This is a genomic window from Sphingomonas panaciterrae, from assembly GCF_036890205.1.
GTDB lineage: Bacteria > Pseudomonadota > Alphaproteobacteria > Sphingomonadales > Sphingomonadaceae > Sphingomonas > Sphingomonas panaciterrae.
Genome location: NZ_JAKNQR010000007.1, coordinates 111,892 through 129,581 on the forward strand (window position 1 = coordinate 111,892; position 17,690 = coordinate 129,581).

Sequence of the window (17,690 nt, forward strand, 5' to 3'; positions counted from 1 at the left end):
CCTCTAGGACGGCCCCGCGATGACGCCACGCAAAAGCGTGCCCCCCGCAGCCTCACGCCGCCGCCAGCGCCGCGGGCTCGAGCCGGTGTAGCCGGAAGCCGCCCTCGCCCAGCGCGCTGCGCGCCACGTCGATCAGGTGCGCATGGTGTGTGAACAGCAGCACCTGGTTACGCCGCGCCGCCACCGCCAGCACGCGAAGCATCGCCGCCGCGCGTTCGTCATCGGCGGTGATCAGCAGATCGTCGCACACGATCGGAAGCGCGTGCTGCCCGGTCTCGATCGCGCCCAGCCGCAGCGCCAGGTACAATTGGTCGCGCGTCCCCTCCGACAGCGCCTCGACGCCGACCGCCGTGCCCCCGGCCCGGATCGCGCGGATCGCGGGCCGGTCCTGGTCGTCATAGTCGACGCCAAGCCCCGCGAACGCCCCCGCCGTCACCGTCGCGAACAGCGTGCCCGCGCGGTCGATCAGCGGCGCCTGGTTCTGCTGGCGATGGCGGTCGAGCACCCAGCGAAGCAGCGCCGCGGCCGCCACCGCCTCGACATGCGCCTCCGCCGCCGCGCCCATCGCCGCCGCGCTGTCGGCGACGATCTGCTGCGCGTCCGCCGCGCTGCTGTCCTGCGCCGCGCGCGCGAACGCCGCCTCCGCCTCGGCCAGCGCGCGGCCCACTTCCTCGCGCGCGGCGGCGACGTCGGCGCGCCGCTCGGTCAGGCTGGCCTGTGCAATCGCCTCCTCCTCGGGGGACAGCGCCGCCACCTCGGCGGCCAGCGCGTCGAGCCCGTCCGGCCCGGCGAGGCCGGCAAGCTCCGCCTCCGCCTCGCGGATCGTGGCGATCAGCCGCGCCCGCTCGCCCGCCGCCGCCACGGCCGCATCCAGCGCCGCCTCGTCATCGGCGCCGATCCGTTCGCGCAAGCCATCAATCACCCGCGCCGCCGCCAGCCACTGCGCCGCCGCCTTGTCCTTTTCGCTGCTCAGCCGATCGCGTTCGGCGGTAAGCCCGGCAAGCCGCTCGCGCGCGCCCTCCGCGCGGCGCCATTCCGCCGCCAGCGCCGCAACGATCCGCGTTGCCGGCTCCGCGCTGCTCCGCCCCAACGCCGCCAGCACCGCCGCCGTTTCCTCGGCGAAGGCGCGCGCGTCCGCTTCCATCCCGGCGATCTGCCGCACCACATCGGCGCGGCTGGTCAGCTCTTCCGCCACCCCCTCGATCGCGGCCAGCGCATCGGCCAGCGCCTCCACGCCAGCGGCTGGCTGTTGATCCCCGCGAAGCAAGCCGGCCTCGCGCAGCAAGTCGCCAAGCCGCCCCCCATCACGCCCTGCGCCCTGAACCGCACCGGCATCGGATTGAGTCTCCGTGTCCGACGCCGTCGCGGCATCGTCCCGCTCCGCCGCCGCCAGTTCCGCGGTCGCCCGCGCCAACGCCTTCTCCAGCTCGGCCCGCGCCGATGCCGCCGCGATCGCCTCGCGCACCCGCGCCTGCGCGCTCGCCGCCAGCATCGCCGGGTCGGCCGGCGGCTCGGCCCCGATCGCGCGCAGCGCCGCGACCACGGCATCCGCCGCCGCCTGCGCCTGCGCCTCCAGCGCGGCCAACGCCTCGCCCGCCTCGTCCGCCTCGCGCCGCGCCACTAGCGCCTGCGCGCGCCGCTCCACCCAGGCTGGCCAGTCGGCCGCCGGCACCGGCACGGCAAAGCCCAGCGGCTCCAGCAGCGCGGCCCATTCCGCTTCCTGAGCCGCACGATCCTGCTCCGCCCGCGCGATCCGCGCCAGCGCCGCATCGCGCAGCGCCACCGCCAGGTCGCGCGCCGCCACCGCCGCGGCATGATCCGCCATTCGCGCGGCCTGCGCATTGCGCCGGTCGGCCAGCGCATCGGCCTGCGTCACCGCCGCGCGCATCGCCTCGGCCGCCACGCCCTTCCCCGCCAGCAGATCCGCGACCAGCGCATCGCGCGCCGCGCGCGCCGCCTGGATCGCCTCGCCCGTGGGCAGATCCTCCCCCGCCGCCAGCGCCGCGATCCGGCCCTCGGCGCGGATTCGCTCCGCCTCCTGCGCATCGCCCTCGCGCCGCGCCACCTGCGCTTGTTCGCGCGCCTCGGCGATGGCGCGTGCGATCGTCGCCGCGGTGGAGGGCGCCGGCAAGGCCATCGCCGCCAGCGCCGCCGGCTCGCCCTGCCACGGCGCCAGCAACGCCAGTTGCTCCGCCGCCCGCGCCAGCCGCCGGGCATGATCCGCCGTCGCACGCTTCTGCTCGCCCGCCGCATCGGCCGGCATCGCTGCCAGCGCCGCCTCCAGCGCCTGGGTATCAACCGCGGTGGGCAGCGCCGCCCGGTCACGCGTCAGCTCCTCCACCCGCTGGTTGAGGTCCGCGCGGCGCCTGGCCGCCTCGCTCGCCGCCGCCGCCGCCTCACGCCGCTCCTGCAGATAGGCCGCCGCCCGCCGCCGCCACACCGCGCCCGGCAGTGGCGCGTCGGGCGCCAGCCCCGCCTCCGCCCGCGCGCTCGCCAGCCGCGCATCGATCTCCTCGCGCCGTGCGATCCGCCGCGGCAAGTCGCCCGCCGCCTTGTCGATCACTGGCCGCTGTTCCTCCAGCGCGGCGATCCGCGTGTCGAGCGCCAGCACGTCGCCCGCGACCGCGATCGCGGCGATCTGCTGCGCGTTGCGGTCAAGGTCACCCTGCAGCTGCATTTCCAGCGCCTCGGCCGTCCGCCGGTCGCCGCGCGCCCGCCCCAGCGCGTCGCCCGCATCCGCCGGCAGGTCTGGCATCGGCCCCAGCGCCGCCAGCGCCGCCGCGGCGCTCGCCCGCCGGCTCAGTGGCGCGCGCGCCCGGCGGATGCGGTCGAGCCGCGTTTCCTCGCGCGTCAGCGCGTCATTCTCAGCCAGCAGCGCGGCGCGGCGTTCCTCCGCCGCCGCGCGCCGCTGCTTCTCCTCGCCCCAGTCGCGTTCGCCGATGCTCGCCTCGCGCACCCGCTTCAGCGCCTCGGCACGCTCGGCCATCAGCTTGTTGACGACCGGCTTCGACGCGCTCGGCTTGAACAGTTCGGCCGCCTCGCCGCTCAGCGCATCCAGCACCTGCCCGATCCCGGCGGTCCCGGTGCCCGCCTCCAGCGTGATCTGCGCCGCATCGTCGCGCCCGCGCAGGATTGCCTCGCCGCCCTCACGCAGCCGTTGGTGGTCCAGCCCGAACATCCGCTCGAACGCCGTCCGGTAGACCCCCGCCAGCAATGGCGCCAGCACGTCGCCGGGCAGCGCCGCCCCGGTCGCGGGGTGAAGCAGTGTATCCTTGCTCCCCTTTCGCCGCACCGCTTCGATCGTGCGCCCCTCCGCCTCGATCAGCCCGCGGATGCGCAAATCGCCATAGCCGAACCGCCAGCCTTGCGCGGTCTGCCCGGCAATCCCGAACAGGAAATCGCCGATCGCGTGCAGTGTGGTCGATTTCCCCGCCTCGTTCGGCCCGACGATCAGGTGAAGGTCGCCCTCCCCCGCGCCGTCCCCGAAATCGAGCAATCGGTCGGCAAAGCCGCCGTAGCGGATCAGTTCGATCTGCCGGAAGCGCATCAATCCTCCCCCTCGCCCAGCCGCGCCGCCACCGCCGCACGCGCCGCGCCCAGCAGCGCCGCCGAATCCCCCGCCCGCGCCGCCGTCACCAGCGGCGCAATGTCCGCGTCGCCCACATCGGCGGGCAGCTTCGCCACCAGCGGCGCGGTCGCCGCCGCCACCGCGCGCGCGCAATCGGGATCGTTCAGCGCCTCCTCCAGCAATTGCACCAGCTCGGGCGGCAGGCCCATCGGCACCGTGTCATCGGTCGCCAGCCGCACCTTCTCGATCCACAAATCGCCCGATACGCCCGCCGCCGTCGCGCGCACCTCGCCTTCCGCCCAGGCCGGGTCGGCGCGCATCCGCCGCCCCACCGCGCCATCGGCCGTCACCGTCACCCGCGCCGCCAGCGGGCGTCCATCCGCCTCGCGCACGCTCGCGCCCAGCAGCCGGCGGATCTCGCCCAGCGCCTCGGCATAATCGCCCGCCCCGCGCACATCGGCCGCCACCTGTGCCCAGCGCGCCTCGTCGCACGCGCGATGCTCCACCGATCGCACCGCCCCGTCGGCGACGCGCACCAGCATCGCCCCCTTGGCCCCCGTCTCACGCACATTGCGCCCCTGGGTGTTGCCCGGAAACACGATATGCGGATGTTCGGATCGGATCGCCGGCTCATGCACATGGCCAAGCGCCCAATAATCATGCCCGGCCGCCTGCAATTCGCCCAGCGAGCAGGGCGCGTAATTGGCATGGCCGTCATGCCCGTCGAGCGCGGTGTGAAGCGCGGCGATGTTGAACATGCCCCGTTCCGGCGGGCAGTATGTCGCGGCGATATTCTCCGTCGTCGCCGCCTCGCGATAGCTTCGCCCGTGGATCGCCACCCCCAGATCATCGAAGCGCACCGTCTCGCACTGCCGGTTGCTCAGCAGGAACACCCCCTCGGGCGGGGTGAAATGCCGCGACACCCGGCTTTCCGCATCGTGATTGCCGAACAGCACCACCGCGCGGATTCCGGCGCGCGTCAGCCGCGCCAGCTCGCGGATCGCGAACTGCCCGGTCGCCTGGTCCTTCCACGTCCCGTCATACAGGTCGCCCGCGATCACCACGAACCGCGCTTCCTCGGCGATGGCAAGGTCGACCACGTTGGAAAACGCCCGCCGCGTCGCCCCGCGCACCAGCTCGGAAAAGGCCTCGTCCTTGCGGCTCAGCCCGGCCAGCGGGCTGTCGAGGTGAATGTCGGCCGCATGGATGAAGGTGAAATCGGTCATTCGGCAATTCCCATCAGCGCAGCAGCCGCTCTTCCAGCAGCTGCGTGAAATCGCGCCGCCCATGCGCGATCAGCACGATCACGACCCGCCGCTCCCACAATCGATAGACGATGCGATAGGGCGCGGCGATGATCTGGCGAAACTCACGCATCCCCAGCGGCTCCAGCTCGGGCAGCATTGCGCCGCGCAGCGGGAACGTCTCCAGCCGCTCGATCCGCTCCAACAACTGGTCGAGGAAGCGGTCCGCCGCCGCGTCGCCCCCCTGCCCCGCGATCCAGCCATGGATCGCCTCCAGGTCCCCTTCTGCGCCCGCGGTCAGTTCAACGTCGTAGCGCTCGCTCACGCCGCCGGGTCGCGCCGCTGCCGCAACCGCTCTATCGCCGCACGCGCCGGCACCGTCCGCCCATCCGCGATATCCTGCGTGCCCAGCGCCATCAGCTTCAGCAGCGCCATCGTCTGGCGCGTGCGTTCATAGGCGGCGACATCCTGAAGCACCGCCTTGGCCTCGCCATTCTGGGTGATGATCACCGGCTCGCCCCCCTCCCCGATGCTGCGCAGCAGCTCGGCGGCATTGGCCTTGAGATAGCTGACGGGCTTGATCTGCTCTGCTAGCGACATGGCACCTATCCTTATTCGGTCCGAATATGGTCCGCCCGCGCGCCAGCCGCAAGCGTGCCGAAGCATCCTTCCGCATATTTGTTGCGCAATTGAAGTAATTTGTGCCACACATCGCAGCACAAGCTTCAATTGCGCGCCGGGGTGACTTCATGAATGCAATCACCAGCCAGATCGGCGATCTCGCCGATGCTGGCGAGCGGATGATCGAGCGGCTTCGGCGCAAGGCGTTCCTGCCGGAAAGCCGCAAGGGGCTCAACGTGCGCTTCGGCATTGCGGAGGCCGCCGCGCTGCTCGGCTGCTCCACCAATCGCATCCGCATGGCGGAGGATGACGGCCGCCTCCCCCCGCCCCCGGCCAGCGAAAAGGGCCGCCGCCTCGGCTATTCGGTCGAGGAACTGCTGCACATGCGCCAGGTGCTCGGCGCCTCCCCGGCGCGCGCGCCACTCGACATGCCGGCGATCATCGCGGTGCAGAATTTCAAGGGCGGCGTCGGCAAGTCCACCGTCACCACGCACCTTGCCCATTATTTCGCGGTGCAGGGCTATCGCGTGCTGGTGGTCGATTGCGACAGCCAAGCGACCACGACGACACTGTTCGGCTTCAACCCGCATTTCAACATCACCCGCGAAGAAACGCTCTATCCCTATCTGTCGATCGATCCGACGCAGGCGGATCTCGGCTATGCGGTGAAGCGAACGCCCTGGCCCAACGTCGATCTCATCCCCTCGAACCTCGAATTGTTCGACGTCGAATATGAGCTGGCGGCCGCCGGCTCGGACGGCCAATCGGTTCTCGCGGCGCGTTTTCGCAAGCTGAAACAGGGGCTTATCGATCTGGCGGCGGATTATGACGTGGTCATCCTCGATCCGCCGCCCGCGCTCGGCACGATCAGCCTCGCGGTGATGCAGGCGGCCAATGCGCTGCTCGTGCCGCTTGCCGCCACCACCCCCGATTTCTGCTCGACGGTGCAATTCCTGTCGATGATGGATCAAGTGCTGCGCCAGCTGGAAAGCGCGGGCATTGCGGTCGATTACAGCTTCGTCCGGCTGATCTGCTCGAAGTTCGATTCGAACGATCCCAGCCACGCGATGGTCCGCGCGATCATGGAACAGAGCTTCGGCCCTGCCCTCCTCCCCGTGCCGATCCTCGACAGCGCGGAAATCAGCCACGCCGCGCTGCGCATGATGACCGTCTATGAGCTGGAACGCCCAATCGGCACGCCCAAGACGCACAAGCGCTGCCGCGCCAACCTTGACGAGGCGATGGGGCAGATCGAGCAGCTCGTCCGCCAGGGCTGGGGCCGCGTCGCCCCTGCGCGTGAGGAGGATGTGATCCATGCCGCGGCCTGACCCGGCACCCTCGGTGGCGCACGCGGCAGGGGGTTTCCTACTTTTCAATGTTCACATTATGTTCCGCGCGATGGAGGCACGGCATGGCGCGTAAGCAATCGGATTATCTCGCAGGGCTGCTCGCCGACGACGAACCGCCGGTGATCACTGCCCCGGTCGCGGACGTGATCCCGGACGCTGCCCCGGCATCTGTCCCCTCCCCCGCGGCGGCCTCTCCCGTGGCACCGCCCGCCCCTGCGCCGGAACGGCGCGAGCGGCTGCGCGGCACCACCTTGCTCGGCCGCGAATCGGCCCTGGCGCGCGTCGCCAGCGGTGAGGTGCGGCAGGTCACGCAATTGCTGCTCGATCCCGCGCGCGTGCGGATCTGGCCCGGCAATGCGCGTTCCTACGCGCATCTCACCGAAGAGGGCTGCCGCGAACTGATCGACTCGATCATTGCCGAGGGCGGGCAGAAGGTGCCAGCCGTCGTCCGCCGCGTGGAGGGCGATCCCGATTACGATTATGAGGTGATCGCCGGCACCCGGCGGCACTGGTCGATCTCGTGGCTGCGGGCCCATTCCTACCCCGACATGGTGTTCGTCGCGCAGGTCGCGGTGCTTGATGACGAGGCCGCCTTCCGCCTCGCCGACCTCGAGAACCGCGCCCGCAAGGACGTCTCCGACCTCGAACGCGCGCGCAATTATGCCGCTGCGCTCAGGAGCCATTACGACAATCACCTGACGCGCATGGCCGAACGGCTGAAGCTCTCCAAGGGCTGGCTGTCGAAGATGCTGAAGGTCGCTGCCCTCCCCGACACGGTGATTGCCGCCTTCGCCTCCCCCGCCGACGTGCAGCTCAAGCCGGCCTACACGCTGGCGCAGGCACTTGATGACAAGAGCGCAGCGCCCGCCATCCTCGCCAAGGCGAAGGCAATGGCGCGGGAACAGAAATCGCGTCAGGAAAAGGGGCTTGGGCCGTGGAGTGCCGCGGACGTGGTACGCCAGCTGCTCGATGCGCCGCGGCTGGCGGGCGCGGGCGGGGCGGGGGAGCGCCCTTGGGTGTGGACCACCCCGCACGGCCGCCCTGCCCTGTCGATCCAGTCCGCCAACCGCCAGGGCGTGACGATCCGGCTTCATGCGGGCTCCGGCGCCGACGCGGATGAACTCGCCGATGCGCTGCGCCGCGCGCTCGCCCATCTGGAGGCGCACGGCCGGGGTCTGCAGCGTTGACCCACGCTTTTACCCCCTCACACGCATCAACTTCACGAACTTTGCCCCCCGCGGCGGCTGTTTCCCCGGGGAAACAGTCGCGCGTTTCCCCTCTCCCGGTCCCGGCCCGGCACCCACCGTTTCCCCGGGGAAACACCCAGTGACGCGCGCCAGCCGCGAGGCGGTGCCCGACCAATTCGACCTCTTCCTCCCCTATCTCGCCGATCTGCCACTGCGCGATCAGCGCGAGATGATGGAGCGCCCGTTCTTCAGCCTTGCGAAGTCCAAGCGGGTGAAACCGATCGACTATCGCAGCCCCGACGGGAAGCTGTGGGTCCATGTCTCGGCCAACCCCGATTACGGCATGGCGACGATCTGGGACGCCGATATCCTGATCTATTGCGCCAGCGTGCTCGCCGACATGGCGCGCCGCGGCGTCAACGACGTACCGCGCAAGCTGCACCTGATGCCCTACGACCTGCTGCGCGCGATCGGCCGCCCCACCACGGGCCGCGCCTATGAGCTGCTCGGCCAGGCGCTCGACCGGCTCGTCGCCACCACGATCAAGACCAACATCCGCGCCGAGAACCGCCGCGAGGCGACGTTCAGCTGGCTCGACGGCTGGACCCAGCTCGTCGACGAGAAGACCGAACGCTCGCGCGGCATGACGATCGAACTCTCCAACTGGTTCTGGGAAGGCGTGATGATGACGGGCGGGGTGCTCAGCATCGACCGCGCCTATTTCGATCTCACCGGCGGGCGCGAACGCTGGCTCTACAAGGTCGCGCGCAAGCACGCGGGCGGGGCAGGCGAGGCGGGTTTCGCGATATCCATGCCCACATTGTTCGAGAAATCGGGCGCCGAGGGCCAGTATCGCCGCTTCAAGTTCGAAATCGCCAAGATCGCCGAGAAGGACCCCCTGCCCGGCTATACGCTCGCGATCGAGCAGCCGGCCGGCAAGCGCGAGCCGAACCTGCGCATGCGCCGCCGCCCCGATGGCGCCGCGGCCGACGCGACACCCAAGTCCGTCAGCAAGCGCACCATCTCAAAGGCGCCCGCAGCCCCCCGTTTCCCCGGGGAAACACCCGCTGCTGCCCCCGCCACGCCCGCGCAGTCGCCACTCCCCGCCCTGTCGCGTGACCCCGCCCCCTCGCCCGAACGCACCGCAGAGCTGTCCGAAATGGCATCGATGATCCGCCGGTCGGTCAGCCGTTCGGTCAAGAGCCTGGCAACGCGCGCCACCGCCGGCGACCTTACCGACGCGACGCTCGACACGCTCCGCGCCGAATATCCCGGCTGGGACTATCAGGCGCTCCATGCCGAATTCCGCCAGTGGATCGACGCCGATCCCGCGCGCACGCCGGTCAACTACCAGAACGCGTTCATCGGCTTCGTCAAACGCTGGGACGACAAGCACCGCTACAAACTCGGCCGGTGACGACAGGGGAGGGGGCCCCACCCGCTCATGTGCCCCCGAAACCTTTCCGCCACGCATCGCCCCCCGCATCGCGCACCACCTCTCAAGCCAGGTCGCGCAGACATCCAAGCCAGGCCGGGGCAGGGGAGGCAGCACCGACAAAATACCCTCGCGTCCCGCCGATCCGTTCCCGAAGTGTCGGGTCAACGCCGCCGTCCAGCCATGTCCACCGCGCCGCGCCGGAGATTTGAACGTCGATCCGGCCACCCACTCCGATTTCGATTCAATTCCCCGCCGCAAACAGGCCTACGATCACGTCCTTCGACACTCCGGGAACATCCCTCGCACCTTCAGGAACCATCAACCGACACTTCAGGAACGCCATCCTCGCACCTTCAGGAACGCAGCACCGACACTCCGGGAACAGCGCCCCTCCGGAAAGTGCGTAATATCAGTGGCTTGGCGGCCGGTCGCAGCCGCCTAACTCTCTAACCCTAAGATAAACCGTCTAACCCGGAAGGCGATGTGAAATCTTTTGGATTGGAAGAGGGGATTCACCGCGCGCCGTCACCGTCAGGCCGACACCGCCATCAGCCTTGCGTCACGGGTGACACTCTGCCGTCGCCCCGCGCTCCACAGGCCAGCCCGCCAAGTCGAGAAGCACCGCCGCCCGCGGAGCCCGACAAACGTCAGCCATGACACTCTGCCCAGACCCGTTCGGCAAAGTGTCACCCGCGACAAAGACGACACGCGGACGCACAAGGGGGATTCACCTTGTGTTCGCACTGTGCTTGATTCGCCGCATGAGCAGCAGCACCCTCGATCTCGGTTCGATCCTCGCCACGCTGACCGCCGCCTCGCGCCGTCCNTTGATTCGCCGCATGAGCAGCAGCACCCTCGATCTCGGTTCGATCCTCGCCACGCTGACCGCCGCCTCGCGCCGTCCGCGCTACGCCTTCCTCGTCCTCGGGCTGATCGCGGAGGCCGCCCGCGCCGACGGCCGCGCCGGTCCCTGGATTCGCACACGCACTCAGGGCTCGGAAGGGGAGGGGGAACGTGTCGCCCTGCGCGACTGGCTCGCGCGGCAACTCGCCCCGCTCGCGGCCAACGACCGCCGCCGCGCCACGCTGCGCGCCAAGGTCGCCGCCCGCATCGCGACGCAGGACGCCGCGGTGATCGACGCCGCCGTGGCGGAGGAGGCGCTGGCGATCGGCCGCGCCAATGTCAGCCGCGCCGTCTCCGACCTCGTCCGCGCCGGCCTCGTCCGCCGCCACTATGCCGGCCGCATCACCGATCACGTCAACCGCGGCGGTCGCCGCATGGCGGTCTATGCCGTCGAACCCCCGGTCCTGAACGCCATCCGCTCCCGCCCGACCCTTGTGTAAGGGGGGGGGCACCCCGCCGGTATCAACACGCTCCCCGGGCAATGAACCGGCCCGGTCACGCCCCTTGATCCAGATCACCCATAGAAGATCCGATCCCGCAACAAGACATGGCAACAGTAACGCGCTGATATCGCGTCGCGACCCGGCTGGACAGCAACCGCCCCCGTCGGGCATGACTATCGCGGGGGAATGTCATGATCAGTCTGTCTGTTGCACGATGGCGAATCCGGCTGCCGGAAACACTGCCGCGGCTGACCGGCACGGGGCTGCGTATCTTCAGCATCATCTGGGCCGCGACCATTGCGACAGCATTGATCGTCACCGTCTTTGGAACGTGGCAGAGTTTCAAGCCGTATCCCTATCGCTGGCTCAATTACGGCCTGAGCGCGTCGTCATCAGGCAGCGAAATCTTCGCTGTCACGGGACAACAGGCGCAACAATCCGGGATCCGGGCCGGCGACGAAGTCCTCGCCATCGATGGTCGTCCCATGCGCGCTCTGAATTTCGCCGAGCAGCGTCGGTTGCTCGACCGGCCCGAAGGCGCCGTCATTGCGCTGACCCTGCGCAATGCAAAGGGGGAGGTGCGCACGCACCGGTTGACCCGCGCGGCCAGCAACACGCGGGAGGTGGAGAAGGTGCGCCTGCTCCAGGGGTTCAGCGAAACCGTGTCGTCCATCGCCTTTCTCATCGCCGCGGCCCTCCTGTTCCGCCGTCGCCGTGAACCGGTGCCCGCGCTGCTCGCCCTGGCCTTTGCGACCAACGCCGCGACCGCCAACACGCCACTCGCCGATATCTTGGACATCCCGTTCTTGAGCGAGTGGATGGGTTCGCTCAGCCTGGCGATGCTGCTCGTGGGCCTGGCCGGCTTTCCCGATGGTCGTATCGGGTCGGCGCGCTCCTGGACAATCATCGGCCTGATCCTGCTTTACCCGCCGGCGTTGATCTTACGGGTCGGCGGGCCGTGGATCATCATGCCCTATGTGTTGTCGCTGTGCGCGGTCGTGCTGGTGCGGATGGCGTTGCGCTACCGCCAGATGCCGGCGGGCATCATGCGGCAGCAGGTCCGCTGGGGCTTTTTCGGGCTCGCCACGGGCACCTTCTGGCTGATCCTGTCGGGCATGGCGTTTCTGGCAGCGCAAGGGACAGGAGCGGGGGGGCAATATAGCCAGCTTCATGGCCTCTCGTTGATCTGCAGCCTATTCGCGACGATCTCGATGGTCGGCGGGCTGCTCGTCTCGCTGCTGCGCTACCGCCTCTATGACGCGGACACGGTGATCGGGCGCTCCGCCGCTTATGGCGTGTTGACGCTCGGCTTCGTCGCGCTGTTCGCGGCGGGGGAGAAATTGATCGAGACCTTGTGCGAAACCTATCTCGACGCTCAGGTCGGCGCACTGGCCGGGGGCCTCGCCGCGGCGCTCGCCGCGGTGCTGATCGTGCCGCTGCACCACCGCGTCAGCGGCTGGGCGGAACGCCGCTTCCAGCGCCAGCTGCTGCGCCTGAGCCGGGGGCTGCCGCAGATCGTCGGTGACCTGCGCGAAACGGGGTCGGTCGGCCAGATCGCGGAGACGGTGGTCGATTCCGCCGCCCGCAATGTCCAGGCCACCCGCGCCGCCGTGCTGGTCGGCGATCGCGTGGTGGCGACGCACGGGCTCTCGCCGGAGGCGGCGGGGGCATGGCTGGACGAACGCGACCTGGCGGTCGAGCCGGCCGGCGTCGCGCGCGGCGATGCCACCTTCCCGATGCGCCTCCCGCTGGAGTCGGAGGCGGTCGGCCGGGTCGGCTGGCTCGTGCTCGGCCCGCGGCCCGACGGCACGATCTACGGCAAGGATGAGCGCAAGGCGCTGGGCGAGGCGGCGGGGCCGGTCGCGCGCGCCATCGCCATCGCCGGGATGCGCGAACGCCGCGACGGGGAGGTGCTCGCGCGGATCCGGCGGCTGGAGGATCTGCTGCTCGCCCGCGGGGGCCATGCCGCTCCCGGCATCGCCCCCGCGCCATCGCTCGCCGCCGGCGGCTAGGCGGCGATGATCACCTTCATCGCGCCGGTTTTCTGCGCATTGCCGAACGTCTCATACGCCTCCAGCATCTGATCGAAGGTGAAGCGGTGAGTGATGAGGAGGGCAGGGTCGATCTTCTTCGATCCCACCACCTTCAGCAGCATCGGCGTGGTGACGGTATCGACCAGCCGCGTGGTGATGGCGATGTTGCGATCCCACAGCGCCTCGAGGTGAAGCGACACCGGGTGGCCATGCACGCCGACATTGGCGATCACCCCGCCCGGCGCGACCAGCTGCTGGCACAGCTCGAACGTCGCCGGCACGCCGACCGCCTCGATCGCGGTATCGACGCCATGCCCGCCGGTCAGCGCCTTGACCGCGTCCACCGCCTTGCCATCGCCGCTGTTGACGGTCCGCGTCGCGCCAAATCTCTTGGCGATCTCCAGCCGGTTGTCGTCGAGGTCGATCATGATGATCTCGGCCGGGGAGTAGAATTGCGCCGTCAGCAGCGCGGCGAGCCCGATCGGCCCCGATCCGACGATCGCCACCGTCGCGCCGGGCTGCACCTTGCCGTTCAGCACGCCGCATTCGAACCCGGTGGGCAGGATATCGCTCAGCATCACCAGCGCTTCCTCATCCGCCCCTTCCGGGATCGGGTACAGGCTGGTGTCGGCATGCGGCGTGCGGACGAACTCAGCCTGCGTGCCGTCGATCATATTGCCCAGGATCCAGCCGCCGGTGGTGCAATGCGAATACATGCCGCGCCGGCAATATTCGCACTTGGCACAGGCGCTGACGCAGGAAATCAGCACCCGGTCGCCCGGCTTGAACGTCGTCACCGCCGGCCCGACCGCCTCGACCACGCCGACGCCCTCATGCCCCAGGATGCGCCCCGGCTCACACGTCGCCACATCGCCCTTCAGGATATGCAGGTCGGTGCCGCAGATCGTCGTCCGGGTGATGCGCACGATCGCGTCGCCCGGATCGCGAATCTCGGGCTTGGCATGCTCCTCGAACGCCTTCTGGCCCGGGCCCTTGTAGACAAGCGCTTTCATTGACAGCCCTTTCTCACTTCCGAGAGGTCGGCGGACGCGGCGTCGCTGGCGGCACGCGATCTCACCGTCGGTCGCGCCGGGTCCGGGAAGACGCTGCTGTACCCGCTGCGCTCCCGCCCCGGCAGACTCGGGAATTACGCATCTGGTGGTGGGCGGCGTGGTCGTGGTAACGCCATCGATGAAATGAAGATGAGGGGAGGGTAAACCCGCCCCGCGCGGTGCGACCATGCCACCGTTGTCAGTTGCGCCGCAGCGTAGAACTATCCCGCGCGACGCATATCTCGGATGTTTTTGCAATCCAGACTTTGGTCCTATGTGGCGCAAAAGCCACGGAACCTGATCCATTTTCACATATGTTGGTTTCACATCGACAAGTTTCAGGCGTGACGAATAATCTCTCGCCCGAGACGCGATCCCGAAGAGTTCGCGTTCCGGGGAGAATCATTGATGTTCGCTGCGTCCCGTCGTTCCTCTGCACGCCTTGCTTTGTCTGCTCTTGCGCTGTGCACCACCTGCCTCGTCAGCATGCCCGCCGCGGCCCAGAATGCGGCAACGACCGCGCCGCCCGCGCCGCCACCCCCCGCCGGCGGCTATTACACCGCCACCGGCGCCCGCACCGCCGATTACAATGCCGCGCTGCAAAGCTGGCGTGAGGATGCGCAATTCGCGGTCGACTACAGCAAGGCCAATATGGGCCTCGAATATGCCTATGTGATGGGCCTGACGGGTAAGGGTCAGACGATCGGCATCAACGATTCAGGTGTGCTGGTTGATCATCCGCTGTTCTCCGGCGCGGGCAAGTTCAGCGGCCTGCGCACCGTGGTCCCGGCCGCTTACGGCAATGACGGCCTCGTCAACCAGCGCCGCCGCTGGGAAATCCACGGCACCCATGTCGCCGGCACGGCCGCGGGCAACCGCCTCGCGGGGGAGCGCAGCTTCGGCAACGCCTTTGGCGCGAACATCTTTTCGGCGACCGCCAATTTCGCCGCCGGCGACTTCCTGTGGTGGAAGGATCAGATCCTCGACGGCACCACCGTCTCCACCCCGCGCGATAACATCGTCGATCTCGCCAGCACCGGACAGGTGCGGATCATCAACAACAGCTGGGGCTCGGGCACTAGCCTGCCCTACACCGCCACGCTGGCGCAGGCGCGGGCAACGTTCGCGCAGAACCTTGGGGATTTCTACCAGCCGGTGCTCGACAATGACGTGCTGGTCGTCTTCTCGGCCGGTAATGGCGGCGGCGTCCATGCCAGCATCGACGCGGTCACGCCGCTCAACGATCCGCGCCTGCGCGGCAATTGGCTGTCGGTGACCAATTACCTGGCCGACGGCACCGCCGCCCCCAGCACCAGCCTGTGCGGCCAGACGGCCACCTGGTGCGTCTCCGGCCCGGGCAGCGCGATCATTTCCAGCGTGCTGGGCAATACGGTCAACGTCGATGCGATCCGCGCGACCTATACGGCCGCGGCCTATCCCGGCATCTACGCCGGGCGCACCGTGGCGCAGCTGCAATCGGCCGCCAACACGGCCTGGATCAACGTGCTGAACGGCTATCTTGGCCGCCAGGCGGTGGCACAGGCGACGGGAAGCGCGTTCGACGAGGAGGGCGAACGCACGCTTGTCGCGCGCGAGGCGGTGGGCATCTCGCTCGCTTATGGCGCGCGCTTCGTGGGCGGCGATCCCAACGGCTATACCTCCACCCTCGCCAACATCCTGGTGTCGAACCTCGATTTCTTCACCCCGGAATTCGTTGCCGCGGTGCTGATCCAGGCGGATGCGTTGATCACGGCGGAACTGGGGCGCTTCATCACCTACACCGGCCCCGGCTATGCCGCGCTGACCGGCACGTCGATGGCGGCGCCCAATGTCTCTGGGTTCGCGGCGCTGCTGATGGAGGCGTTTCCCGAATATGATACTGCGCTGATCTCGGACATTCTGGTGTCCAGTTCGCGCGATCTCGACACGCCGGGCGTCGACTTGCGCTCGGGCTGGGGCGCGCCGCAGATGGGCACTGCGCTCCGCGGCCCGACCGCGCTTCGCGCCGTGCGCGAGGTGGAGGTCGCCGCCGGCACCGTCGATGTCTGGTCGAACGACATCACCGACGCGCGCGATCGCTATTCCGCGGAGGTTCTCGCCGGCTTCGGCAACGATATCGGCGGCCTGACGAAGCGTGGCGCGGGTGAGCTGATCCTTGCCGGCACCAACAGCTACACCGGGCCGACGCGCGCCGATCAGGGGCTGCTGACGGTCAACGGCCGGATCACGGCCTCCGCGGTCACCGTCGGCAATGGCGGCACGCTGGGCGGCAATGGCACGGTGCCCTCGTTCGTCGCGCTGTCGGGCGGCACCGTCGCGCCGGGCAGCGCCGGGGCGATCGGCACGCTGACCGTCGCGGGCGACGCGGTGTTCAACGCCGGCAGCACCTTGCTGATCGACGTCGGCGGCTCGGGCCGCTCGGACCGTCTGGTCGCCAATCGCGCCCAGCTCGGCGGCACGCTGACGCTCGCGCCGCTCGGGCAGCTCCCGCGCTACGGCGCCAGCTACACCGTGCTCACCACCACCAACGGCACCACGGGCCGCTTCGATGCCGCCACGCCGTTCAGCGCGATCCTCTATCCCGAGGTGCGCTATGCCGGCGGCCAGGTGCAGGCGACGATCGCCGCACGCCCCTATGCCAGCGTCGTGGACCGTACCCCGGTGCAGACCGCCTACGCTCGCCTGCTCGACGGCAACCGCCCGGCCTATGCGGGGCTGCGCAACGTCTATGACGCGCTCGACCTGCAAGGCGTCGGCACGATCCGCGCCTCGCTGGAACAGCTCGCGCCGACCACCGAAACGACGCGCCGTGCGATCGGCACCGTCGGGCTGGACAATATGGCGCGCTTCTACCGTGAGCGGACCGGCGCGATGCGCCCCGGCAGCTTCGCCGGCGGTCAGGTGGCGTTGATCGGCAAGCCGCTGCAATTCGCCGCCAATGCCATCGTCATGCCGGGCCAGCCGCAGACGGTCAGCGACACGCCGGCGACGGTCGTTCGGGAGGGCGCACTGCCCAGCACGGTCTCGGCCTATCTTGCGGGCGGCTATGTCGACGGTTCCAGCCGGCCGATGCCCGGCACGATCCTGGGCGGCGGGCGTGACAAGTTCGACGGCTTCTTCATCGCCGGCGGTCTTGAGGCGCAGGTGACCGACACCGCGGTGCTTGGCTTCGGCCTGTCCTATACCGATCTCGACGCCGACCGTCGCCTCGGCCGCAAGACCGATGGCAAGCTGATCCTGGGCACCCTCTATGGCCGCCTGGGAGAGGATTTCGGCGCCGCGCTCGATACGCAGTTCAGCGCCGGCGTGTATGAATCGCGCACCCATCGCACCGGTACCTTCGCCGGCACGCCGTTCGACCTGCGCGGGCGCGACAATTCCTTCGCGCTCTCGACCGAACTTGGCGCAAGCTACGCCTTCGGCAGCGACGCGCTTCGCATCGCCCCGCGCGCCGCGGTGCGCGCCAGCCGGATTGAATATACCCCGCTGGTCGAAACCGGCACCGGCCCGGCGCTGGCGATCGCCAGGGACGATTTCCTCAGCGTGCAGGGCCGCGCCGGGCTCCAGCTCGACGGCAACCGCGCCGGCTTCCGCCCGGTCGCCTCGGCCTATTTCGTCCATGACTTCAAGGATCGGCCGGACGTGTTCTTCGCCGGCCTCGCGGGCGGCACCGGCATCCAGGCGCCGTTCCTCGTCGCCGGGCAGGATCGCAACTGGGGCGAATTGTCGGCCGGCCTCGCTTATGGCACCGAACGGTTTGAGTTCTCCGTCGCGCTCGACGGCACGGTCGGGCGCGAGGATGTTCGCAACCGCTCGTACCGCGCCGGCGTGACGGTGCGGTTCTGACGGACC

General features: G+C 69.5%; 10 protein-coding genes. 5 read left to right on the forward strand and 5 right to left on the reverse strand.

Annotated elements, in window-relative coordinates:
• Positions 1 to 52: 52 nt before the first annotated feature.
• The 4 genes from L8F96_RS15080 to L8F96_RS15095 are packed head-to-tail and all read right to left on the reverse strand — an operon-like array spanning position 53 to position 5,412.
• Positions 53 to 3,547 carry an AAA family ATPase gene (locus tag L8F96_RS15080; protein ID WP_334656479.1) on the reverse strand — a complete coding sequence of 1,165 codons (3,495 nt, stop codon included), beginning with the start codon at positions 3,545 to 3,547 and terminating at the stop codon, positions 53 to 55.
• Positions 3,547 to 4,794, reverse strand: a complete 1,248-nt coding sequence (locus L8F96_RS15085) for a metallophosphoesterase family protein (RefSeq protein ID WP_334656480.1) — start codon at positions 4,792 to 4,794, stop codon at positions 3,547 to 3,549. The genes L8F96_RS15080 and L8F96_RS15085 overlap by 1 nt, the downstream gene beginning before the upstream one ends.
• A gap of 13 nt (positions 4,795 to 4,807) precedes the next feature.
• Positions 4,808 to 5,137, reverse strand: a complete 330-nt coding sequence (locus L8F96_RS15090) for a type II toxin-antitoxin system RelE/ParE family toxin (RefSeq protein WP_334656481.1) — start codon at positions 5,135 to 5,137, stop codon at positions 4,808 to 4,810.
• Positions 5,134 to 5,412: a type II toxin-antitoxin system Phd/YefM family antitoxin gene (locus L8F96_RS15095; RefSeq protein WP_334656482.1), complete on the reverse strand. Its 279-nt coding sequence runs from the start codon at positions 5,410 to 5,412 to the stop codon at positions 5,134 to 5,136. The genes L8F96_RS15090 and L8F96_RS15095 overlap by 4 nt, the downstream gene beginning before the upstream one ends.
• A 149-nt stretch (positions 5,413 to 5,561) precedes the next feature.
• Here L8F96_RS15095 and L8F96_RS15100 point away from each other — a divergent pair, with 149 nt between their 5' ends.
• From L8F96_RS15100 to L8F96_RS15120, 4 genes are all read left to right on the forward strand, one after another.
• On the forward strand, positions 5,562 to 6,761 hold the full coding sequence (locus tag L8F96_RS15100; protein WP_136451875.1) for an AAA family ATPase: 1,200 nt from the start codon (positions 5,562 to 5,564) through the stop codon (positions 6,759 to 6,761).
• Positions 6,762 to 6,844: 83 nt separating this feature from the next.
• Positions 6,845 to 7,969 carry a ParB/RepB/Spo0J family partition protein gene (locus L8F96_RS15105; RefSeq protein ID WP_334656485.1) on the forward strand — a complete coding sequence of 375 codons (1,125 nt, stop codon included), beginning with the start codon at positions 6,845 to 6,847 and terminating at the stop codon, positions 7,967 to 7,969.
• A 139-nt stretch (positions 7,970 to 8,108) separates the two neighbouring features.
• Positions 8,109 to 9,386 (forward strand): replication initiator protein A, encoded by a 1,278-nt coding sequence (locus tag L8F96_RS15110; RefSeq protein ID WP_334656486.1) that lies wholly within the window; start codon positions 8,109 to 8,111, stop codon positions 9,384 to 9,386.
• A gap of 1,558 nt (positions 9,387 to 10,944) precedes the next feature.
• Positions 10,945 to 12,765 (forward strand): hypothetical protein, encoded by a 1,821-nt coding sequence (locus L8F96_RS15120; protein ID WP_334656488.1) that lies wholly within the window; start codon positions 10,945 to 10,947, stop codon positions 12,763 to 12,765.
• Here the strand turns inward: L8F96_RS15120 and L8F96_RS15125 are convergent.
• Positions 12,762 to 13,799 carry a zinc-dependent alcohol dehydrogenase family protein gene (locus L8F96_RS15125; protein WP_334656489.1) on the reverse strand — a complete coding sequence of 346 codons (1,038 nt, stop codon included), beginning with the start codon at positions 13,797 to 13,799 and terminating at the stop codon, positions 12,762 to 12,764. The genes L8F96_RS15120 and L8F96_RS15125 overlap by 4 nt on opposite strands.
• Positions 13,800 to 14,246: 447 nt before the next feature.
• On the opposite strand from L8F96_RS15125, the gene L8F96_RS15130 reads away from it, so the two are divergent.
• Positions 14,247 to 17,684, forward strand: coding sequence for a S8 family serine peptidase (locus L8F96_RS15130; protein WP_334656490.1), 3,438 nt, complete (start codon positions 14,247 to 14,249; stop codon positions 17,682 to 17,684).
• Positions 17,685 to 17,690: the final 6 nt, after the last annotated feature.